Raw genomic sequence first — 20,861 nt, 5'->3', positions numbered from 1 at the left:
GTTCAGGCTCCTGCCCGGCGGGCGTCAGATACGGCGCCCGCCGTGACCGACCTTGGACCCGTCACCTGGCCACCTGCCCGGATCAGGACCCAGCGGCTCGTGCTCCGAAGAGTCCGAGGCCCGGGATCGTGCGTAGTCGTTCGTCGGCGGCGTGCTTATTCCGCCAGATGACGTAGCGGCGGATCACGCTGCCCTGCTCCTTGTGGGTGGCTTGGTCGGTGCCGTCCAGGGCGAAGTAGCGCAGGGCGGTGAACTGGGCCTCGATGCGGTTCGGCCACGAACTGTTGGTCGGGGTGTAGGCGAATTGGACGTTGTTGGCCGCGGCCCACTCGCCGAGCCGGGTGTCCTTCTTCGTGCTCAGGTGCGGAGAGAAGTTGTCCAGGACGATCGCGATGCGGACGTTGGGCGGGTAGAGGCTGCGCAGGTAACGGCAGAACTCCAGGAACCTCGTACGGTGCTTTCTCGGCTTGATGTGGCCGTAAAGCTGGTCTTTGCCCAGGTCGTAGGCGGCGAACAGGTGGCGGACCCCGTGTGGGCGGGTCTAGGTCGCCCGCGGGCGCGGCTCGCGGTGGGGGGTCTTGTGCTTCCCGCCATGCTCGGCCCACTGCCGCTCGGGGGTGGGGCTGGAGGTTGAGCGGCCCGAACTCGTCAGCGCGTAAGACCACTTCGGGTTCGCCGTCCTCGGGTATGACCTCGCCGTCGGCGATCGCGTAGAGATGCTCGACGCGGGCCTTCTTGGCCGCGTAGTTGGGATCTCGAGAGGTCTTCCAAGTCTTTATGGGTTGAAATGAGGCGCCCTCAGTGAGGGACAGACCGCCAGCAGCAGCCCCCGAGGTAAGGCACAACGAACCCTCCGCGTCCCTGAGCACATCGACTCCTCAGGTAAGGCTGTGATGCTCGAGCACATCCGCATCGGTGACGGTGCTCCTCCTGCGCCGCGACTGCACTATCTCGACGACACCAACAGGAGCGGTCAGCTCGTCATCGGATTCTTCGGCGACCATCGATACAACGCCGGGACCAATTGAATCTGGCGTACAGCCCGACTCGTCTGCCGCCACCAGCGGTTTCGCCTCGGAAAGGGTCCCTGAATTGCGGCGGAGGCACTATCCGCCCTTTTGGCGCTTGCCGCATTAGGAGCCCGAAAGGCCTCGGACGGCACTGAGGTCTTTCAGTGTTCCCGCTCCAGTGTGAGGACGGCTGCTGCGATTGACGTCATTCGATTCGGGCTGCACCGCGCTCTGCGGAAGATCCGCCAGGACTTCAGACGGGCGACTCCACGCTCGACCGGGGTCCGCGCCATCGACAGCGCCCGGTTGACGGTCTGTTCGGTGAGGGTCAGTACCGGCACTGATGTAGGCGCGATCGGCCAGGATCGGCACGCCTTGGCGCTCGCAGATCCTCATGATCCGGTGGGCGCGTATCTCGGTCAGATCGTGGCAGCGTCCCGGCAGGGCAGGAGACAGCCACAGCACCTCGCCATCGGGGGTGACCACCTGCACGTTCACCCCGTGCCGACGGTGTTTGGCCGAGTAGTCGGCCCGGCCGTCACCGACAGGGTCGCACTCGGCCAGGCTGCCATCCCGCAGGACGAACTCGGGGTCCGCCTCACGCAGAGCACACAACAGACCCGGGGCACGGGCGGCCAGCAGCTCGATGACCGCGTTGGTGTAGGCATGCGCGATGTCGATCGAGATACCGAAGCCAGTGGCGATCGTGCGAAGGGCTCGTGCTTGCGCAGATACCCCAGAGCGACCAGGGCACGCTGGTGCGGTGGGAGCTTGCAGCGGCGGCCAGCCTCGCGGGTGACGATGAGTATGGTGACCCACTCGATGAGCGCATGAGGAGGGTCGAGTGCGACAGGATGAGGGACCAACAAGGCTCCTGTGCCGATGGGTTGATACTTCGAATACCTTCCTCAACGGCACGGGAACCTTGTGCGTTGTGGCCAAGGTCGCTGTCACCCGACCGGCGCCCTCACTGAAAGGCCTCAGTGACCCATGACGTTTCGGTGACTGGTGTCCGGCCCTTGCGGCCACTTCGTCCCGAGCGACGGCGCCGGTGGCCGGCGAACTGACCGCCCTGCACATAATTTGAAGGCACCAAGCGGTCCCCCATTGTGCCCTGAGACGTCATCAGTCAGCTTGTTGACACTACTTCACACTCAAATGCATGACTTGGGCGGAGCGGTCCCAGGCAAAGCATACGCAGTCAAGAATCTGCTCCTTCTCCGCCGGGCACGTTGATCCATTTGACGGTGGTCGGTCTCAGTGAGATGTTCATCAAGGAGGCGAGTGGGGTAACGCGTGGCTGCAGTGGACGTTCGACGTCCTGCCGTTCCGACGCCCACAGTGTCGCTTTAGCCACCGCGACTTCTCCCAGCATATCCGCCGTATTCGGAGGCGAATGGGCATGTCCCGTGGCGCAGATGCCAATCGAACCACTCGATTTGGAAAATCCGACGGAAAACCAGCTGTGATCAACTATGACGTGCCGCTTCCCGGGTTTCAGAGCGGCCGCAGATTCGTCCGTATGAATCTGGGACTCAGCGATCAGGACTTCACCCAGGCTGCGATAGATGCGGGTGAAGACATTGCTAAGGTGATCAGCCTGGAGAGCCGGCCCGGAGGAGCGACGTATACGTTCGATCCAGTAGCGGCGGCGGAACTGTTTAGACGGAAGCTCTATGAATCGGGAGCCACGGCTGCGGAACTGGCTGCGCTTGATGAGGCGGTCACCGTGCTTCGTGAGGGCGCCGCGGACGGCTCGATCGCTTCCGGTCGGGACGCAAGGCGGGCGATATGGCAGGTCACTGCGCAACAGGTGCTTGCCCGTACAGCAGCGGCGGGGGCGCCGACTGCTGCGGTGCTGGGCGACTCACGGCAAGTGCTCAGGATTGGGGTTCGACCGCCTGTTCCGCCGATCGACGGTGGGGCGGCGGGGCCAGGGACGCTGCCTCCAGCGCCAGCCCCCCATCCCGGGCCGGGGACAAGTCCCCAGCCTCAACCTCCTCCACTCATACCTGAACTACGCGATCTGTTCGCAGCCCTCGAGACCGGTGTTTTTTTGCTGCCACGAAAGTCATGGACAGGCCAGACGGAATTGGTCTCCGTCCGGGCAGCGGATGCGCCGATTCCAACACTTTTCCTGATCGAAGTCCACGCGATCAGTTCGCTTCCGGGAAACTTTGGACTCGGGCGGACAGTTCGAACGTTCACGTTGTTCCCGGGCGAGAGTTCTGATATCACCATCCGGAACTGGCGCACGGCACGACAGCAAGAGAGTCAAGCGTCGAGCATTGTGGACTCCTACAGTCAGGAGGCGGCAGACCGCTTCAACTCGCAGCTCAACAACGAGCAGAGTGATTCTGTTCTCGATGACACTGTCGAAAAATTCTCGTGGGATGCGCACGGTGGCGGAGGGATCGATTTTGGATTCTTCAGTGTCGGCGGGGGTGGCGGTGCCAGCGATACCACGGAGACGCACGCATCGCGTCAACAGTTCGCGAAACAGGTTTCGAACACGTTGATCGAGCACACGAATCAGGCAAACGACTCCCGCCAGATTACGGTGTCATCTACTGCGGAGAGCGTCGCAGAGACGGGAGACGAGGCACTCACTGTGCGGACCGTCCGCAATGTTAATATGCGTCGGACTCTCAATTTTGTCTTCCGTGAACTCAACCAAGAGTTTCGCACGCGAGTCCATTTGGTCGAGCTACGGGTGGGGTTCGACAACGGCAGGCTCGGCAGCTGGCAAGAGGCATCGCTATCCGGGTTGCGTCCTTTTCTCCGTTCTTTGATCGCTGACGGCAACCTGGTCCCGGTCATGCAGCAGATCCTGAAGCTTGCGTCGGTCGCATTTGATCACCAGGACCAGCCCGTCCCGGTGCTCGAGACACTTGGGTTCAGTCAGGACGGTCAAACCATGAACGTGAGCCCAGCAGCTATTGACCAAAACAGCGGCGAGTATCCACCTCCAGACGATACGTTCGTCTACCGATTCAAGGGCGGTCCCTTGGGGCAGCAAGATGGGAACCCTGTGGACGGGGTTGTCCTCGGCGATGAAACGGTCGCGCTGCGAACTGACAGCCTTATTGCCGAGGCTCTCTTGGGGCAGGTCGATGCTCTCGACTCGTACGCGCTGGAGAAGCAGGCGACGGACGCGAAGGCGTCGGAGCTGGAGAACAAGCGCAACGAGCTGGTCCAGCGAGCGCTGGACGGTATTCAGGATCCGAAGGAGCGTGCTGACGCCTATGCCGAGATTTATCGACCGCTTGAAGAGCTGGAGTTGAATCTCAATCGCCCCGGCTCCAATGGCGGTCTATAAGAGCCTCGTAGTGCACGTTGCATGATGAGGGGCGAAAGGTGGACGGTCAACGCATGCCGGAAACTCCCCAAGAGTCTCACCCTGACGAGACGTCGCCGGTAACCGTCTACACGGCCGAGGACTTCGAGCCCGAGGTGGTGGAGATTCCGGCACCGGTGATCTACAAGGCGGATGACTTTGATCCCGAAGTGGTCGAGATATCTCGCCCGTCAGCGCCACCACCAAGGCCTGGGCCAGAGCCTTTCTACGGCGATGTTCTGGACTATCCGGATGCGTCGGCATACGGCCAGGAATCCGCGACACCGTTAAGACTGCAGGCCACGCAGGGTGAAGAGGCCCAGAAATCGGTGCGGCGAAAACCAGTCGCGGTAGACGATAACGGGTCGGGCACTTTCCAAGGGGCGGATCAGCAGGGATCGCCGGTAACGGTCTACACGGCCGAGGACTTCGAGCCCGAGGTGGTGGAGATTCCGGCACCGGTGATCTACAAGGCGGATGACTTTGATCCCGAAGTGGTCGAGATATCTCGCCCGTCAACGCCACCAACAAGACGTGGAACAGTTCCCTTCTATGGCGATGTTCTGGGCTACCCGGATGTGCAGGCACACGTCCGGGAAACGGCGGCACCACTGAGGGTGCAGGGCGCGGCGCGGGAAAGCGCGGTGCAGGATGAGGAGGCGCGACGTCTGCTTCAGGAAGCCGTTCGCACTAAACTGCCGAAATTTCCCGAGAAGCCGCAACCGGAAGAGGAAACGTCTGAACTCGTCGAGTTGGCCAAGAATGCCTATCAGCTCGGCGAACTCGACCGATGGGAGGAAATCGGGGGAGCGCCAAGCGGCGGGACGATCTTTGTCCAAGGGGTACTCAAGGTAATGTCCGAGATGGGCAAGGCTCACGAAGAAGGTAATACTCTCGCCAAACGGAACGCCTATCGGTGGGGCTTCGCCAAGACGCTTGCCGCGCTGGCCGATGGAACGGATTGGACGCCTTCTCTGCCAGGCAATATCGAGGAGGGAACCCAGCAGCGCCTAGGTCGGAATCAGGCGATCCGGGCGATCGAAAAGCTGGCGAACAGTGCGGGCCAGGACGCCGTACGCGCCTTCCTGCGGAGGTATCAAGGCTCAGTTGGTTTCGTCCGCGCCTTGAACGACAAAGGCGGCTACCAGTCGACTCTTCCCGGTAAGACTCCAACTTTGGTCGACCTCATATCCATGGCGACGGCGTCCTGGGATGCCGGAGAGTTGGGTGAAGTCTGGGAGACTCCGGCACCGGTCGCTGGCGCAATCGGCGTGGGAACACTCTATATGCAGGGCTTGCTGAAAGTAATGGAGGAGATCGGCCGAGCTCACGAAGAGGGAGACGCCCTCTCGAAACGTAATTCCTATAAGTGGGGATTCGCTAGGACTCTCGCAGCGATCGCTGACGGGACTGACTGGACTCCTTCCCTTCCGGCAAACATCGAGGAGGGGCATCGCCAGCGAACCGGACGTAGTGACGCAATAGATTTCCTCAACGGATTCGCCGACAAGGCAGGAAGGGACGCAGTCCGTTCCTTCTTGCGCAAGTACCAAGGAGCAGGGGGTTTCGCTCATGCCTTGAACGACCTTGGTGGCTATGAATCCGCACGACCTGAGAAGGAGTAGCACACCAGCTAGAGACCTTGATCTTTCGGCCAAGTCCGCAGCTGGCGACCGGGCAGTCGGCACACCAGCGGGGCCCATCTCCCAGGGTCACCCAGTTCGCCACCCGTTTGCGGGCCGAGAAGATCGGGAATCGCCTCCGGCTCCTGCCCTCATCGAGCGGTCGGCTTCGCCGACGTGCTGCAACACTCCGGGCAACGCCGGCCCCTCCTACGTACTTCAGATGTGCTTCGGCCCACCGCCCTGCTTTGATATCCCGCGCCATGGCAGGCTCAATGCGCCAGATTACGTGGGGCATGAACCGCCACGCCCTGATGTAGCGTCAGTGCACAAGAGTCGCAACAGGCATGCTGGCCAGGACAAATGGCGGCGCATTGCTGAAGCAGTAACCGCAGCGTGCCCGGGGTGTTACAGCCGCATGGACCTCAGTTGGCACCTGAGATGTGGTGCGTCTTCGTTGTCAGTTGAGTGTTGTACGGTCTGCTCAACCACACTGATGAGGGTCTGATGGTCAAAGGATTAGGCGAGTTCAGATGGTGGTGGATCAATGCGACGAACCCTGAATGCGAGAAGTTCTTCCTGCACCACCCAAACAGCGGGACGGTGGACGCCAAGATTCTGCGGGTATGGCGAACACGGGCGAGGCGTGAGCGCACATTGAAGTGGCGAACCGGGTCTTTCCCAAGCCTGACTTGTACGCGACGTCTGAGTGCGTCCTCCCCGACCCGGACACCCCGGACAGCCTCAATTCCGGCTGTCCCGGAGTGTTGGCGCAGGTGAGAGACATAACCGGACAGCCGGACAGTGCGGAGACCCCCTGCACGGTCCATCGGACCCGGACAGTGAGCGCGTTCAGGGGAGCCGCTGACCGGGTGACGAGGCCGACGTCCGCAACGCACGAGGCTCCTGTGCCGTTGAGTAAGGTGTTCGACGTCTCAACTCATCAGCGCAGGAGCCTCGTTGGTTCCCTATCCTGCCGCACTCGACCTGCCTCACGCCCAGGTCGAGTGGGTAACCATGCTCATCGTCACCCGCGAGGGTGACCGCCAGTGCAAGCTCCCGCCTCAACAGCGTGCTCTCGTCGGCTTGATCTACCTTCGCCCGGCACGACCCACTCGCGCGGATCGCCGCTGGCTTCGGCATATCCGTCGGCACCGCCCACGCCTACGTGACGGCCCTCGTCGATCACCTGTCCCGCCGGGCGCCCGGCCTGCTGCGAGTCCTGCGGGAGGCCGATCCCGAGCACGTCCTGCTCGACGGGACCCTCACCGAGTGCGACCGGGTCGGCGACAGCCGGGCGGACTTCTCCCAGAAGCACCGCCGCCACGGCGTGAACGTGCAGGTCGTGGCCGATCCCACGGGCAAGCTGCTGTGGCTCTCGCCCGCACTGCCGGGCCGCACCCACGATCTGACCGCGGCCCGCACCCACCGCATCATCCGGATCTGCGAACGCCGAGGCGTTCCCGTCCTCGCCGACCGCGCCTACATCGGCGCCGGCCCCTGGGTGACCACGCCGATCAGACGGCTCCCGCACCAGGACCTCGACGCGACCCAACGGACGATCAACCGAGCCCTGTCAGCAGCGCGAGCCCCAGTCGAACGAAGCGTCGCGAGGCTGAAGTCCTGGCGCATCTTCCGCAGAGCCCGTTGCAGCCCCAACCGCCTGTCGTCAATCTCCGCCGCTGTCCTCACCCTGGAGCGTCAACGCTGAAAACGCTCAGTGTTCGGCGTGTGCCAGCGTCCGTAGGTGGCGGATCAGGGCGGCGGTGTCCGTGAGGTCGGTGAGCACGGTGGTCGCTCCGGCCTGTTTCAGTTCGTCTGTGCTGTGGACACCGGAGGCCACGGCGATCACGTGCGCGCCGGAGTCGAGGGCGGCCTGGACATCACGCGGGGTGTCGCCGATGAGGACCACGGGCGTCTCGGGCGGGGTGCCATAGGCGGCATGGACACGGCCTCGCGCGACGTCGACCAGATCTGCCCGGTCCGTCGCGTCCGCTCCGTACGCCCCGCACCCCAAATCGACCAGTCTGTCCAGCCCGAAGGCCCTGAGTTTGACGCGGGCATTGGCCTGGATGTTCCCGGTCAGGACTGAGGAGATCAGGCCGGGCTCGGCCGCCACTGTAGTGAGCGCCTCACGAACACCGGGAAGCGCTCGGCCACGACGGGCGAGATCAGCCTCCCGCGCTGCGCCGGCGGCTTCCAAGGCGGGCTGGATCAACGTCCACTCCGGTGGCTCCATACCGTGGTCCCGGAACATCCCCGCGAGGATCAGTCGGTCGGTCCGGCCCTCGGTGCGGGCCGGGAGGTCGGCGGCACGACCGGCGACGCCTTCGAACGCGGCAGCGTAGATCTCCTTGCTGACGCCGGAGTTCTCGATGAGGGTGTGGTCGATGTCCCAGAGCACGATCAGTGGCACCGGGCCAGCCTAGGCGTACGAACAGTTCTGGCCACAACCGTGTCCGGCGGGCTCATCACACTTGCGGCCTGCCGTCACAGTCCGGTTGGCTCGCCTGAGTGAACGAACGACTGCGCTCTGCGCTCGTGCAACGCGGCCTGACCGTGGAGGAGTTGGCCGAAGCCTGTGACGTGGACCCCAAGACCGCCAGCCGGTGGGTCGGTGGTCGGGTCCCCCACCGCCGGCACCGTTGGACGGTCGCGAACCTACTGAGCGTCGACGAGACATACCTGTGGCCGGAGAACGGCCAGGGAGCTCAACGGCCCGGTACGGCCCGCTCGGAACTCGTCGACACCTATGCCAACCGGGCGAGCGTCCCCCGTGATGTGTGGCTGTCCTTGCTCCTGGCGACCATGAAGCAGGTTGACGTACTCGTCTTCTCAGGGACCTTCTTCGCGCAGACGAACCCGCACATCGCGAGGATGCTCCAGGCAAGGGCGCAGGCAGGAGTTCGTGTCCGGCTGTGCTTCGGCGATCCGGAAGGGGAGGCGGTCCGTGTCAGGGGCAGGGAGGAGGGGATCGGAGACACGCTCGCGGCCAAGATCAAGGCGTCCCTCACGTACTACCGCGACCTCGTCGGCTACCCGGGCTGTGAGGTACGCCTTCACGACACGACGCTCTACAACTCGATCTTCCGATACGACGACCACCTCATGATCAACCCGCACATCTGGGGCCAGCCGGCCAGCGCCAACCCGCTACTCCAACTCCGTAACACCGACGGAGGGGAGTGGTTCCAGCGGTACAGCGATAGCTTCGAGGCCGTGTGGGAATCCGCGCGCCCCTGGGCGCCCGACAGTCAGGAGTAGCACCACCGTGGGCAGGACCGAGTACTACCACGACCCCAAGGCCCCCAAGGCCAACACCCTCATCCCCGCCAGCAACCTGCTCGTGGTCGACGACGAAGGCGCCATCCTCCTCCAGCGACGCCGCGACACCGGCCAGTGGGCCCTGCCCGGCGGAGCCCAGGACATCGGCGAGAGCCCGGCACAGTGTGCCGTTCGCGAGTGTGAGGAGGAGACCGGCATCGTCGCGGAGGTCACCGGCTTCCTCGGCGTCTACTCCAACCCGGACCACATCATCGAGTACACCGACGGCGAGATCCGGCAGCAGTACGAGGCCGTGTACATCGGCCGCCCCGTCGGCGGCAAGCCCACAGTCAACGACGAGGCCGACGGCGTGCGCTGGGTCCACCCGGACGACCTGCACACGCTGGACATCCACACGAGCATGCACGAGCAGATCGGCCACTACCTCACTGGAACCTACCCCTACCTCGGGTGACGGTTCGCATTCACAGCTTGACGTCGGCCTCGACCGCGGCCGCCCGCACCCGATCCACACTCGCGTGGATGTGCGGCGCGGCTCGGCGAATGAAACGCCCCACCACGCTGTCCTCGCCGTAGCGGTCCAAGATCTCGTGCAGCCGCTCATGGGAGGTCGTCCGCCGGCCGTCCGGCGTCGTGGTCATGTCGCAGTAGACCAGAGCGTCCACCAGGAGCGGATCACCCAGGAGGGGGAACTCGTCGGCCAGCTCGTCTCGTCGACCACGCTCCTCGGCTTCCAGCAGGGCGTACGAGTGGTTCGCGACCAAGCGGACAACCCTTTCCTCCGCCGTGTGCACGTCCCGGAGGTACCGTGCCCCGTCCAGCGGATGGAATCCGGTAGAGACAAGCGGGGGCGCATAGCCGATGTCATGTAGCACCGCAGCGGCCTCCAGAACCTCGGCGCTGTCACCGACCAGCGGCGCCAGCATCCGGGCGCAAGCGGCAACGCCCTGCGTGTGTGCCCACCTGCGCGGAAGGCTGCTGCTCAGCAGCTCCCCAGCCAGTCCATACGCCCAGTCAACGTTGGTCGTCCCCACATGGGGAGGATATGGCGGCAATGGCGACGGCGTCTTGGCCTTCCGTGATCGTGGGCAACCGTGAAGCGTGGACACTGCGGGAGTCACCGAAGCGCTTCTCGATTGCGGACGCGATCGTGGCGTCCGTATTCTTCCGGGCGACGCGTTGACGGAGACGAGTAGCCAGGGATCACGTGAGCCGAGAGAACCGCCGGCAGCTGGGAAGGCGGTCTCGCACCCCGAGGTGAAGACCCTCCCGAGCGCGGGGAGGAACGGCCCCGCTGGGTGGCCCCATGCCCCGCCGGCCGGCCCCCGTCACCGGGCCCGGAATGAGGCCGCCATCCTCGTGGCGGCGAAAGTGCGGTGGCACCGCGAGTTGCCCTCCTCGCCCGCACTCCCAAGGGATCATGGCACCGTCCTTTGGAGGACCGAAATGATCCGCAGCCGCGTACACATCTCCGACCTGCGAGAACACATCGGCCGTACCGTCACCGTCCGCGGATGGGTGAACAGCCTGCGCCTGATGAGCAAGGTCCAATTCGTCATCGTCCGGGACAACACCGGCCTGGTGCAGGTGACCCACAAGCGTGACGACGGGCCGCTTGAGGCCCAGCTCGAAGCCCTCACCCCAGAGTCCGCCATCAAGATCACCGGCCGTGTCGTGGGCGCCAAGGTCAAACTCGGCGGGCTGGAGATCATCCCAGAGGCCGTCGAGGTCCTGAACCAGGCCGCCGTCCCCCTGCCGATCGACGAACAGACTGGTATCGAACACCGGCTGGACTGGCGGTTCCTGGACGTGCGCCGCCGTCCCGCCGCCCAGCTGATGTTCGCTGTGCAGACCACCCTGGAGCAGGGCATGCGCGAGTACGCCTATGCGCAGGGTGCCACGGAGATGCACACTCCCAAGCTGATGGGCACCGCCTCGGAGTCCGGCGCGGAGGTCTTCGAGCTCGGCTACTTCGGCCGCAGCGCCTACCTGGCCCAGTCGCCCCAGTTCTACAAGCAGATGGCTATCTCGGCCGGCATTGAGAAGGTCTTCGAGATCGGCCCCGTCTTCCGCGCCGAGCCCTCGTTCACCTCCCGGCACGCCACCGAGTTCACCGGGATCGACGTCGAGCTGGCCTGGATCGACGGCGTCGAGGACGTCATGGCGTTCGAGGAACAGATGCTCGCCCACGCCATCACCAAGGTCACCGACACCCACGGCGCAGCCGTCCGGGAACAGTACGGCGTGGAGATCACCGTCCCTACGACGCCCTTCCCCCGTATCCCCATGGCCGAGGCGCACGACATCCTGCGCAAGAGCGGCTGGGACCCGGAAAGCGTCAAGGAGGACCTGGACCCGGAGGGCGAGCGACGCGTCGGCGCCCACATCCAGCAGGCCACGGGCCACGAGTTCGTGTTCGTCACGCACTACCCCGTGAGCATCCGGCCCTTCTACCACATGCGGCCGGCCGACGACCCGAGCCTGACCCTGAGCTTCGACCTGCTGTGGAGGGGCCTGGAGATCACCACCGGTGCCCAGCGCGAGCACCGCTACGAGGTGCTGCTGAGGCAAGCCGCCGAGAAAGGTATGAGTCCCGAGCCGCTGCGGGACTACCTCGACGCGTTCCGGTACGGATGCCCGCCCCACGGAGGCCTGGGCATGGGCCTGGGACGGGTACTGATGGTGCTGCTCGGCCTGGAGTCGATCCGCGAGGCCACCTTCCTCTTCCGCGGACCCAACCGGCTTACCCCGTAACCCGCTGCTGCATTTCGCCAGCCTCGTCGGGTTTCCTTTGCAGAGCCTCGTCCACTGAGAGCATGGACGGGTGAGTGTTCACCAACTGGGGCGCTGGGTGCCGGCTCGTCCAGAAGATCTGGCCGTGATGTTCGCCAAGGCCGCCTTCCCGTGGTGGATCGCCGGCGGGTATGCCATCGAATTGGCCGTCGGTCGCGAGCTACGCCCGCACGGCGATCTCGACGTCCTGGTCCTCCGCCGCGACCAAGTTCTCGTGCGAGACGTGCTGAGCGACTGGGACATGCACGTTGCGGACCCACCTGGCGTGGGGCGGCTGCGGCCCTGGCGTTCCGGAGAGGCGCTTGAACAGCCCCTCCACGACATCTGGTGTCGGCGCACGCCTGAGGCGCCCTGGTCAGTGCAGCTCATGCTGGACGAGGCCGAGGGCGCCCATTGGGTCTCGCGCCGCACCCGGCGGGTTCGGCTTCCGCTCGAGCGAATGGGGCGGACGAGCCCGACCGGCATCCCCTACCTGGCGCCGGAAGTGCAGCTCTTCTACAAGGCGAAGGCGACACGGGACAAGGACGAGACCGACTTCGAAGCGGTACTTCCCCTACTGGACGAACCACAACGCGTCTGGCTAGCGGACTCGATCGCGGTGATCGCCCCGGACCACCCCTGGCGGAGACGTCTTATGTCGGCAGGCCGAACCTGAGAGGTGGATCTCGCCCCGATGCCAGTTCCTGGGTACCAAACTCGTGAGTTCCTCGGGGCTACCGAACGACGCGGCTGTGCCCCACCGCCGAATCCCGGGCAGCCTGGTCTTCGGGGGGCGGCTGGTTCGGCAGGGCTGCTGCCACAGAGGGGGAGAAGTGCATGAGGTGCCCGGTGTGGGCGGGCTGCTCCAGCCGCGTGCTCGGGTGGGCTGCCAGGTACTCGCGGAAGGCCCTGGTCTCGCCGGGGAAGACCCCGTAGTTGTCCACGATCACGATGCCGCCCGGGGACACCAGAGGAACGAGTTCGGTGAGGCAGGTGACGGCTGGCTCGTAGAGGTCGGTGTCGATCACGAGCAGGGAGATGGCGAGTTCGGGATGGTCGGCGACGTACTGGGGGACTGTCTCGCAGACGTCGCCCGGGACCAGCGTCGTGTTCGCTTCGAGTCCGCGGCCGCGTCGGCCCAGGGTCTCCTGGAGCTGGTCCGCTCCGATGCAGTCGAGGCCGGCGACCTGCTGGATGTGGTCGACGATGCGTTGGTCGGGTTCGGCGCGGCTACTGGGGAACTCCCCGAACGTATCGAAGCCGATGAGGGACCGGGTGTGCTCGGTTTCCAGCAGGTGCCGCAGCATCGCCCACATGGTGAACGATCCCCCGCGGAAGACGCCGCACTCGACGATCGCACCGGGGACTGGGCGGATCCGCTGGTAGATGTCGTAGAGCGCGAGCATCTTGCCGATACGGCTGGGACCACAGGTCAGGAGAAAGTCCTGTTCGTGCTGGAACGCTGCGGCCGAATCGGGAAGGTCGATCATGTTGTTCCCTCCTGGGTGAGTGGCTTGGCGGTGGTGCTGGCTCCGGCCCGGCGCGCTGCGGCCGTGAGCAGGTCGATCTGCTCGTCGTCGAACAGACCGAAGGGCATGCCAAGGGCGCACACGACGTGGTCGACCCCGAGGTTCTCCCACGCGGTGAGCCGGTTGTGCACCTCGTCCGGAGTACCGATCAGCCCCCGGCTGCGCCACGTGTCGAAGGGGAGACCGTCGAGGTGGCCGCCTGGCACCCAACGGCGCAGCTTGGTCCATCGCTGGTAGAGATCGGCTTCGTCGGTTCCGATGACGGTGGTGAGCCCGACTGAACGGAGGATCGGGGCGCTCGTCCGTTGCGACGGCTGTGCCGCGTTCAGCCGGGCCAGGCACCGTCGGTAGTCGGCAGGGGTGGGGTTCCAGGCCAGGTTCCAGCCGTCGGCCACGCGTGCGGCGACGCCCAGAATGCCGCTGCGTTTGCCCCCTACCCACACCGGTGGTGACGTGGGACCCAGCTCGGTACGGATCAGGGCGGCGGTCCGTTCCACGCTGGCGAGCCGGTCGGCGGCTGCGGGAAACGGACGGCCCGCCGCCGTGAATTCGGCGGGGTTCCAGCCGGCTCCGAGCCCGATGGCTAGGCGTTCTCCGGCGAGATCGGCGACCGTGGCGATCTGATGGACGAGCAGTTCGGGTTCGCGCAGCGGTGCGGGGGTGACCAGGGATCCGAGCCGGATGCGGCTGGTGGTCGCGGCGATCGCGGCCAGCAACGTCCAGCAGTCCGGCGAGTGGCGGCGGTCTTGAGGGGCGACATCGAGCCAGAGATGGTCCGATACCCAGACCTGGTGCAGTCCGGACTGCTCGGCTCTTTGTGCGTAGGCCAGTGCCTTGCGCGTCCGGTGCGCTTTGGTGACCTCTGGGGTAGGGAAGAAACCGTCGTAGTGGGGTAGTGCCAGACCGATCGTGATCACATCGGGCTCCCGTCGGTCTGCGGGTAGGCGAAGGGCTCCAGCAGCGGGTGCGGACGGTCGGAGTACGAGCAGTCGAGGATCCGGGCCGCCTCGCCCAGGAGCGGAGCGAACAGGTGGTGCCTCCCGCCCACGATGACCTGGGGTATTTCCCGGAGCAGGAGCATCGCGGTGTGAACAGCGAGCGCGCCGAGGTCCTGTTCCAGTTCCCCGGGCCGACTCATCCTCCGGAAGGCGCGCACCGCCGGGGCGGTCCACCTGGACAGAACGGCCGGGGCTGGAGTGCTGTAGCTGAGATCGAGTGCGGAGCCTGTAGGAGTGAGGCGGCCGTGTGTGCCGGCCAGGAGGCTCTCGACGTACCACCAGCCGACGAGGTGGCTTGTCATCATGCGCCAGTCCTGGTGGTGGCCGGACCACTCCCAGTCCACCAGGTGCCACCGGTTCGCGTGGTCGAGCAGGATGTTGCGGGGTTGAGGGTCTCCGTGGCACGCGACGTGAATGGTGGGTGTTCGGAGGGCTGCCAACCGATGCAGCATCCGGTCCAGGGATCCGTTGTCCGTGCCGTTGACGATGATGTGGTGGCCGCCGTCGATCGGCAGTCGCAGGCGGTGCACGGCGCGATGTAAGCCGTGGTGGGCACGTTCCAGTCGCAGTGTGTGTTTTCTGGTGGCCAGCGCGGGTTCGAATCCGGGCCGTGCGGACTCGAGCCACACTCGGCATAGTGCCTCGGTCACCTCGGCCCATACTGCGGCTGCCTGGGTGGTGGGCCCGGGGCGGAGGGCGAGGTCCGCCAGGGTGGTTACCGAGGGACAGCGGGTGATGAGGGTGTCGTTGCCGTGGTGGTGACCGGCGAAGAGGACCTCAGGGAGCCTCGCGCCGAAGTAGGGGACGATGGCGTCCCGGGCTTGGGCCTGCTGGGTGGCGGGCACTCGCGGGTTTCGGGCGGTCTTGACGGCCACGAGCGTGCCGTCGGGCCGTCGGACGATGCGGACGAGGGCTCCCGAGGAGCCGGTGCGGACGATGCGGACAGTGTGGGCGGTGCGGGAGCCTATGGGACGCTCCCGCACCGACGTACCAGAGGGCATGGGTTTCCCGGTGGTCTTCAGGGGGCTGTGGTTTCCCTGCTCTTGCGGGCTCGCTCGGCCTTGCGGCGCAGCTGGTTGTAGGCGGCGGTCAGGCCCATCGCCTTGCGGGCTTCAAAAACCACCTGCTGCACTTCGCGGCGGGTGCGTTCGGTGCCTTCGACGATGATCTCGTCGACGAGGCCGCTCTGCTCCTCGTAGCGTGCGCGGCGCTCCCGCATCGGGTCGAGGAAGCGGTTGATGGCGGCAGCCAGCTTGTCCTTCACCTCGACGTCGCCGACCTTGCCCGCTCGGTAACGTTCCTTGAGGTCGGCGACCTCCGCGGCGTTGTCGTTGAAAACGTCGTGGTAGATGAAGACGGGGTTGCCTTCCACAGTGCCGGGAATATCGGCGCGGATCCGGTTGGGGTCGGTGTACATCCCGGCGACCCGCTTGCGGACATCCTCGGCGCTGTCGGAGAGGTAGATGACGTTGCCGATGGACTTGCTCATCTTGCCCTGCCCGTCGGTGCCCACCAGGGTGGGCACCTCGCTCTCGACGAGTTCGGGGACGGGGAAGGTCTCCCCGTAGAGGTAGTTGAACCGGCGGGCGATCTCCCGGGTGACCTCCACGTGGGCGTGGTTGTCCTTACCGACGGGAACGACGTGCGCCTTGACGCAGAGGATGTCGGCCGCTTGGAGCACGGGATAGCCGAGCAGGCCGTACGGCATCTCTTCCTTGCCCGCGTCCCGCGCCATGTCCTTCAGGCTGGGCACGCGCTCCAGGCGCGGCACGGTCACCAGGTTCTGGAACAGGGCATTGAGCTCGGTGACCTCGGGGATGGCCGATTGCAGGTAGAAGGTCGCCCGGGCCGGGTCGATGCCGGCCGCGAGGGAGTCCAGGACCATGTCCCGCGCGTTGGTGGAGACCTTGGCGATGTCCTCCCGGGTGTTCTTGGTTGTAAGCATGTGCAGGTCGGCGATGATCAGGAAGGTCTCGTACTTGTGCTGGAGCTGGACCCGGTTGGCGATACTGCCCACGTAGTGCCCGAGGTGCAGCTTGCCGGTGGGTCGGTCTCCAGTGAGCATGCGCTGGTCAGTCATGGAACTGATGGCCCTTCAATTTCCTTGTCGAACAACGACGGACGGTGAGATGAGGTCCCATTCTCGCCGGTCGTGTCCTGCCGAAGCGCCTCGATAAGTGGTTCGACGAACGGCACGTCGATCAGATGGAGCTGTATCCAGCCGGGCATCGACCAGCGCCGGCCGTCTCGAAACGGCGTCCCAGCGTCCCGCAGGCGGCGGGTGACCGGTGCGAAGCACGTGCCGAGATCCACTAGGAGGAAGTTCGCCTCGGTCTGGACGTACGGGATGCCGACGTCCTTGAGGGTTGCCGTGAGCCGTTCCCGGGCTTCGTGGCTGGCCTGTACGGTCCGCTGACGGGACTCGTCGTCCCTCAACGCGCTGTGCGCCGCGGCGAGCGCCAGCGAGTCCATCGCGTATGGCAACCGCTGGGAGCGCAGCCGATCGGCCAAAGGAGTGGCTGCGAGTGCGTATCCGACTCGGGCGCCGAGCAGGCAGTGAGCCTTGGACATCGACCCGAACAGCACGGTGCGCGGATGCCGGCTGAGCAGCAGCGAGGCCGGTTCGATGGGCGTGCGTATGAAGTCGGCGTAGACGAGGTCGAGCAGTACGACGGCGTCATCGGGCAGGGCCGCGAAGAGGCGGTCGAGCAGCTCGGTGACCTGGCCGACGGCTCCCGACACGGAGTGCGGGACGTCGACGACGCAGAGTGCCGTGTCCCGGTCGGCCAGATGGACCAAGGCCGCGGCGTCATGGCTGAAGGTGCGCGAGTCCCATGCAGCAGCCGCGTACCGGAGGTGGTGGCGCTCGGCGAGCTCTTGGTACAGCTCGAAAGTCGGCTCCGTTGCGACCACCTTTCCACCGGAGCGGGCTTGGATGCGGAAAAGCCAGTCCATGACCTCCGTGGAGCCGTGGCCCACCACAACCTGGTCGGGGTCTACTCCGGACCGTTCCGCGATGGCAGCCTCCAGGTCGGTGGCGTGGCGGGGTGGCGGGCGGTGCAGTCCGCCTGCGGTTCGGCTGACGGCAGGGCCCACCTGCGAGGAGGTGCGGGCGCGCGGGGACGTCGTGGTGGCGGCGCGGAGCCCGGAGACCACGCTGGTCACGTGCTCCGCTTTGCAGTCCCCGCAGCTGCGCCCCGACAGGCAGCCGTCCAGCGCCCGCTGGGCGATCTCCGGTGGACACAGCAGCTCGATCACGGCGAACGCCGAGCAACGCGTCGCGTCCCCACCCAGGGCGTGCTGCTCCTGGACGCTCGCTCGGCCACCGGTCCGTGAGCGTAGGAACTTACGCTGGACCGTCGCCTCGTCGTCGTCCGCGAAGACCACGGAGGACGGTTCCCGGACGCTTCCCCGCTCACCTTCCCGCCGCAGACTGGGGAAGAGCCGGCGGTAGAGCAGCTCCGGAACCTTGGCGTCGACAGCCCGTGCGGCTTGGGGAAGCAGGGCCGAGTGCGGTGCTTGCATCGCGTCGACCAGGGCGACACCTCCCTCCTCCACGCCTGCCGGGGTGTAGAGGAAGAAGCTGAGCATCGCTTCCAGGTCGGTCAGCGTGCTCGCTGGTGTACTGCTGTCCCAGCCGTAGAGGCGACGCATCCTGTCCAACCGCAGCCCGGACAGCGCCCGGTGCTGCCACCGTCGTAGGTCAGGGCCGTACTCGATGAGCTGGTCGGAGACCGAGGCTTCTGCGTAGTGACAGACCGCGGTGCGGAAGCCGTCGATGATGGACGTGGATTCGACCGAGGCGTCGAACAGCAGAAGTTGCGCACCTTCGTCGGCCATCTGAGCAGCTGTACGTGCCAGCCCGAGGTGGCCCAGGTGCAGGCGCCGACCGGCGAACCCCACGCGGACCGGAGAGGCGACCGAGAGGGGAGACGGTTGCGAGTCACCGAACGTCTGGGTCGCCCAGACCTCGCCGGGGAGTGATGAATTTCCAGTCTCCTGCGCCCCGACATCGGAAATGACGACCGGCCGGAGGCCGAACTGGCGTGAGCGGTGCTCTTCGCACGCGGCGGTCTGCCGGTTGCATGCAGCATGCCACGCTGCCAGGGTCGTGGTCACGGTGCGCCTCCTCCCTCGGCGATGCCATGGAGGAACTCCAAGGCCGAGTGCTGTTCGTGTGGCGTTGCATGAGCGTCCGTCTTGCCGAAGTACACATCCGGGAAGCCGGGGTCCGCCTCATGGCACACGGCTCCGAAGGCCCAGAACCGGGCCGTGCAGCGGGCACGTTCCCGGTCGGCGTCATCGACTGGTGTGAGCCCGGTGTACACCCAGCCCCCGTGGGTGGTCGCAGGTGCGACGTACCCGGCAGCCCGGAGTGCTTCGAGGTACGTATGGCGCTGGTACCCCCACACTCGCGTCATCAGCGGGGGGTTACGCAGGAGCCTGGCCAGGTAGCCCGCAGCGTCCGGGTAGAGGTCGAGGAACGCCAGATGGGCGTGTGCGAGCAACTGGTCCGCGCTCCAGGCCGTGTCCGGCTGACCCAGGGCGAGCAATTCAGCAAGGGGCGCCAGGAACCGGGCCGTGTGCTGCGAAAGCGACAGGTCACGCTCGGGCCGGTCGGTCACGAAGGGACCGAAGAGCTTCAGCGTGAAGTATCCGCCGAACTGGCGCCTCAATCCGTCGTCTGCCAGATCTCCGTGCGACAACACGTAGATCGTCACGGGTGTCGCGTCCCACCAGGCGCTTCGCCGGTGCGGCGCAGTGCTGGGACTGCCGTCGTGGAGGAGAAACGCGTCGAGGTCGCTGCCTTCGCGCCCCTGGCCGAGCGGCAGGCTGCCGTAGAAGACCCACTGCCGGCCGCCGAGAGGAATGTCGGCTACGGCAGGTTCCAGCAGGGCGATGAGATCGGGGATCCGGTCGACGAAGCCCTGGCTGATCGCCTCTTCCACAGGACCGGTCAGCATCCCAGCCACGCGTCCACCTCCTTCGACCATCGGCCGTCGGCGTCGGCCAGCAGGCTCCTGACACCAAGCGACCTGGCGGCAGTGACGTTGGCCAGCTTGTCGTCCACGTAGAGGGTCTGGGCCAGGTCAGTGCCGCCGAGCAGCCGGTCGTACGCCGCCTGGTCCGGCTTGACCGCTCCCGTGATGCTGGAGATCAACACCTCCGAGAAATGGCCGGTCAAAGCGAGAGCCTCCAGCCGAGGTACGAGCCACTCGTGCCGATGGTTCGAGATCAGGACCAGTCGGGCCTGCCGGCTCCAGGACGGGAGTCGGTGGACCACGGGCATGGCCTGCATGGACTGGTCGACGACCGTGCGCCATACCGCTGGAGCACGGTCCAGACCGCAGGCCGTGGCCAGCGAGATCCAGAAGGACGTCTCATCCATGCGGCCGGCCCACAGATCGTCGCGGAACCGCTGTCTGAACAGCTGGGCGACCGCAGCGGGGCGCAGACCGCTGGAATCGGCGACGGCGCGGAACAACGGCTCCATGGGTTCACCCAGCACGACTCCGCAGGCGTCCAGCAGCAGCGTCCGCTCCGGCGATTGGCGTTGTAGTCGCGGTTGGCTCCTCACCACATCCTCCCGGTCCGCTCTGCGCCGGCCAACTCCCGGGATGCGGTACTGCTGCGCGAGTCGCTCTACGTCCGCGAGTGTGGACGTTGCGCCCGCCTGGCCGCCGAGTAAAGCTGTCACGCGCGTGCTCCATCCATGAGGCGGGGGAGGGGGTGGCGCGTCGGCGGAGCGTGGGGGACGTTCCGCCGACGGCTTCCAAGAGCGTGCCGTCGTGGGGCAGGACGGCGAACCACGCGTAGGGATTTTTGGCGGACGTCCTGGGACGTTTTTCAGTGTTCGGCGTGTGCCAGCGTCCGTAGGTGGCGGATCAGGGCGGCGGTGTCCGCCCCGCGCGACGAGCCGCCCACGGTGGCGAGCGCCTCGCGGGCACCGGAACCGCAGGGCCGCTGCTGGCCGGCGTCTACGTGTGCGAGCACTTGCGGGCCAGAGCGGAAGCTCGGCACCACCGCGCCGAAGCTGCTCCAACGCTTGCAGGAGGGTTGAGTCGGCCTGGAGACGGAGGTGGGCGAGCCGCGCCAGGAGCATCTCCAGCTCATTCACACAGGCCGCGGTGGCATCGCAGCGCGTGACAAGGTGAGCCGCGACCTCGGCAGTGGACGCCAACTGCCCGTTGTGCCTCGCCTGCCAACTGTCGGCGAGCTCCAACTCGGCGACTGCCGGGGATACGCGCAGGATCGCGGCGAGTTCGACAGCGGCAGCCCTCCGTTCGACGACGCTCGGGGCTGCGACA

The 20,861-nt window shown here is 65.9% G+C and carries 17 protein-coding genes and 4 pseudogenes; 9 read left to right on the top strand and 12 right to left on the bottom strand.

All coding sequences use genetic code 11. The annotated features are described in order from the left end of the window. Positions 1–42 precede the first annotated feature (42 nt). Positions 43–133 (top strand): annotated as a pseudogene (locus AB0D93_RS37050) (GNAT family N-acetyltransferase); the annotation flags it as partial. Here the strand turns inward: AB0D93_RS37050 and AB0D93_RS37045 are convergent. Continuing rightward, positions 131–800 (bottom strand): annotated as a pseudogene (locus AB0D93_RS37045) (transposase); the annotation flags it as partial. The pseudogenes AB0D93_RS37050 and AB0D93_RS37045 overlap by 3 nt on opposite strands. A gap of 93 nt (positions 801–893) precedes the next feature. On the opposite strand from AB0D93_RS37045, the gene AB0D93_RS37040 reads away from it, so the two are divergent. Then, the gene (locus tag AB0D93_RS37040; protein WP_362129642.1) at positions 894–1,028 is read left to right on the top strand and encodes a hypothetical protein; all 135 of its coding nucleotides are present in this window, start codon (positions 894–896) and stop codon (positions 1,026–1,028) included. Positions 1,029–1,171: 143 nt separating this feature from the next. On the opposite strand, the pseudogene AB0D93_RS37035 reads toward AB0D93_RS37040, so the two are convergent. Further along, positions 1,172–1,876: pseudogene (locus tag AB0D93_RS37035) on the bottom strand (transposase family protein). Positions 1,877–2,475: 599 nt separating this feature from the next. Here AB0D93_RS37035 and AB0D93_RS37030 point away from each other — a divergent pair. The 3 genes and pseudogenes from AB0D93_RS37030 (at position 2,476) to AB0D93_RS37020 (ending at position 7,680) form a co-directional block, all read left to right on the top strand. Further along, positions 2,476–4,329 carry a hypothetical protein gene (locus tag AB0D93_RS37030; protein WP_362129639.1) on the top strand — a complete coding sequence of 618 codons (1,854 nt, stop codon included), beginning with the start codon at positions 2,476–2,478 and terminating at the stop codon, positions 4,327–4,329. Positions 4,330–4,382: 53 nt separating this feature from the next. After that, entirely contained in the window at positions 4,383–5,972 is a 1,590-nt protein-coding gene (locus tag AB0D93_RS37025; protein WP_362129636.1) for a hypothetical protein, read from the top strand. A gap of 957 nt (positions 5,973–6,929) precedes the next feature. Next, a pseudogene (locus AB0D93_RS37020) lies at positions 6,930–7,680 on the top strand (transposase family protein). A gap of 6 nt (positions 7,681–7,686) precedes the next feature. Here the strand turns inward: AB0D93_RS37020 and AB0D93_RS37015 are convergent. Then, complete coding sequence (locus AB0D93_RS37015) at positions 7,687–8,385, bottom strand: haloacid dehalogenase-like hydrolase (RefSeq protein WP_362129633.1); 699 nt, start codon at positions 8,383–8,385, stop codon at positions 7,687–7,689. Between the two features lie 98 nt (positions 8,386–8,483). Here AB0D93_RS37015 and AB0D93_RS37010 point away from each other — a divergent pair, with 98 nt between their 5' ends. Further along, a complete protein-coding gene (locus AB0D93_RS37010; protein WP_362129630.1) occupies positions 8,484–9,233 on the top strand; it encodes an XRE family transcriptional regulator in 750 nt (249 codons plus the stop codon). A gap of 7 nt (positions 9,234–9,240) precedes the next feature. Next, positions 9,241–9,708, top strand: coding sequence for an NUDIX domain-containing protein (locus AB0D93_RS37005; RefSeq protein ID WP_362129627.1), 468 nt, complete (start codon positions 9,241–9,243; stop codon positions 9,706–9,708). Positions 9,709–9,718: 10 nt separating this feature from the next. Here AB0D93_RS37005 and AB0D93_RS37000 read toward each other — a convergent pair whose 3' ends face one another. Further along, entirely contained in the window at positions 9,719–10,288 is a 570-nt protein-coding gene (locus tag AB0D93_RS37000; RefSeq protein WP_362129624.1) for an HD domain-containing protein, read from the bottom strand. A 412-nt stretch (positions 10,289–10,700) separates the two neighbouring features. Between AB0D93_RS37000 and aspS the strand changes: the two genes are divergently transcribed. Both aspS and AB0D93_RS36990 read left to right on the top strand, forming a co-directional pair. Beyond that, the gene (gene aspS, locus AB0D93_RS36995) at positions 10,701–12,008 is read left to right on the top strand and encodes an aspartate--tRNA(Asn) ligase (RefSeq protein ID WP_362129621.1); all 1,308 of its coding nucleotides are present in this window, start codon (positions 10,701–10,703) and stop codon (positions 12,006–12,008) included. A 127-nt stretch (positions 12,009–12,135) separates the two neighbouring features. Then, the gene (locus tag AB0D93_RS36990) at positions 12,136–12,702 is read left to right on the top strand and encodes an amino acid transporter (protein WP_362129651.1); all 567 of its coding nucleotides are present in this window, start codon (positions 12,136–12,138) and stop codon (positions 12,700–12,702) included. Between the two features lie 58 nt (positions 12,703–12,760). On the opposite strand, the gene AB0D93_RS36985 is transcribed toward AB0D93_RS36990, so the two are convergent. The 8 genes from AB0D93_RS36985 to AB0D93_RS36950 all read right to left on the bottom strand — a co-directional run bounded on the left by AB0D93_RS36985 (position 12,761) and on the right by AB0D93_RS36950 (position 20,547). Continuing rightward, entirely contained in the window at positions 12,761–13,516 is a 756-nt protein-coding gene (locus tag AB0D93_RS36985; protein ID WP_362129618.1) for a TylF/MycF/NovP-related O-methyltransferase, read from the bottom strand. Further along, a complete protein-coding gene (locus AB0D93_RS36980; protein ID WP_362129615.1) occupies positions 13,513–14,472 on the bottom strand; it encodes an LLM class flavin-dependent oxidoreductase in 960 nt (319 codons plus the stop codon). Before AB0D93_RS36980 ends, AB0D93_RS36985 begins: the two co-directional genes overlap by 4 nt. Beyond that, complete coding sequence (locus tag AB0D93_RS36975) at positions 14,469–15,554, bottom strand: hypothetical protein (protein WP_362129612.1); 1,086 nt, start codon at positions 15,552–15,554, stop codon at positions 14,469–14,471. Before AB0D93_RS36975 ends, AB0D93_RS36980 begins: the two co-directional genes overlap by 4 nt. Before the next feature lie 17 nt (positions 15,555–15,571). Continuing rightward, on the bottom strand, positions 15,572–16,633 hold the full coding sequence (trpS, locus tag AB0D93_RS36970; protein WP_362129609.1) for a tryptophan--tRNA ligase: 1,062 nt from the start codon (positions 16,631–16,633) through the stop codon (positions 15,572–15,574). Next, positions 16,630–18,393: an aminotransferase class I/II-fold pyridoxal phosphate-dependent enzyme gene (locus AB0D93_RS36965; RefSeq protein ID WP_362129606.1), complete on the bottom strand. Its 1,764-nt coding sequence runs from the start codon at positions 18,391–18,393 to the stop codon at positions 16,630–16,632. The genes trpS and AB0D93_RS36965 overlap by 4 nt, the downstream gene beginning before the upstream one ends. 275 nt (positions 18,394–18,668) lie before the next feature. Next, complete coding sequence (locus AB0D93_RS36960) at positions 18,669–19,526, bottom strand: hypothetical protein (RefSeq protein ID WP_362129603.1); 858 nt, start codon at positions 19,524–19,526, stop codon at positions 18,669–18,671. Next, complete coding sequence (locus tag AB0D93_RS36955; protein WP_362129600.1) at positions 19,511–20,131, bottom strand: HAD hydrolase-like protein; 621 nt, start codon at positions 20,129–20,131, stop codon at positions 19,511–19,513. Before AB0D93_RS36955 ends, AB0D93_RS36960 begins: the two co-directional genes overlap by 16 nt. A gap of 269 nt (positions 20,132–20,400) precedes the next feature. After that, positions 20,401–20,547, bottom strand: a complete 147-nt coding sequence (locus AB0D93_RS36950; protein ID WP_362129597.1) for a hypothetical protein — start codon at positions 20,545–20,547, stop codon at positions 20,401–20,403. Positions 20,548–20,861: the final 314 nt, after the last annotated feature.

Origin of the sequence: Streptomyces sp. NPDC048191, assembly GCF_040652655.1 — a bacterium.
GTDB lineage: Bacteria > Actinomycetota > Actinomycetes > Streptomycetales > Streptomycetaceae > Streptomyces.
This window is presented reverse-complemented; position numbering and strand designations above follow the sequence as displayed.

Coding starts and splice junctions, on each gene's coding strand:
- trpS (WP_362129609.1), bottom strand. CDS start 16,633: ATGACTGACCAGCGCATGCTCACTGGAGACCGACCCACCGGCAAGCTG.
- AB0D93_RS37025 (WP_362129636.1), top strand. CDS start 4,383: ATGCCGGAAACTCCCCAAGAGTCTCACCCTGACGAGACGTCGCCGGTA.
- AB0D93_RS37040 (WP_362129642.1), top strand. CDS start 894: ATGCTCGAGCACATCCGCATCGGTGACGGTGCTCCTCCTGCGCCGCGA.
- AB0D93_RS36990 (WP_362129651.1), top strand. CDS start 12,136: ATGTTCGCCAAGGCCGCCTTCCCGTGGTGGATCGCCGGCGGGTATGCC.
- AB0D93_RS36985 (WP_362129618.1), bottom strand. CDS start 13,516: ATGATCGACCTTCCCGATTCGGCCGCAGCGTTCCAGCACGAACAGGAC.
- AB0D93_RS36965 (WP_362129606.1), bottom strand. CDS start 18,393: ATGGCCGACGAAGGTGCGCAACTTCTGCTGTTCGACGCCTCGGTCGAA.
- AB0D93_RS36975 (WP_362129612.1), bottom strand. CDS start 15,554: ATGCCCTCTGGTACGTCGGTGCGGGAGCGTCCCATAGGCTCCCGCACC.
- aspS (WP_362129621.1), top strand. CDS start 10,701: ATGATCCGCAGCCGCGTACACATCTCCGACCTGCGAGAACACATCGGC.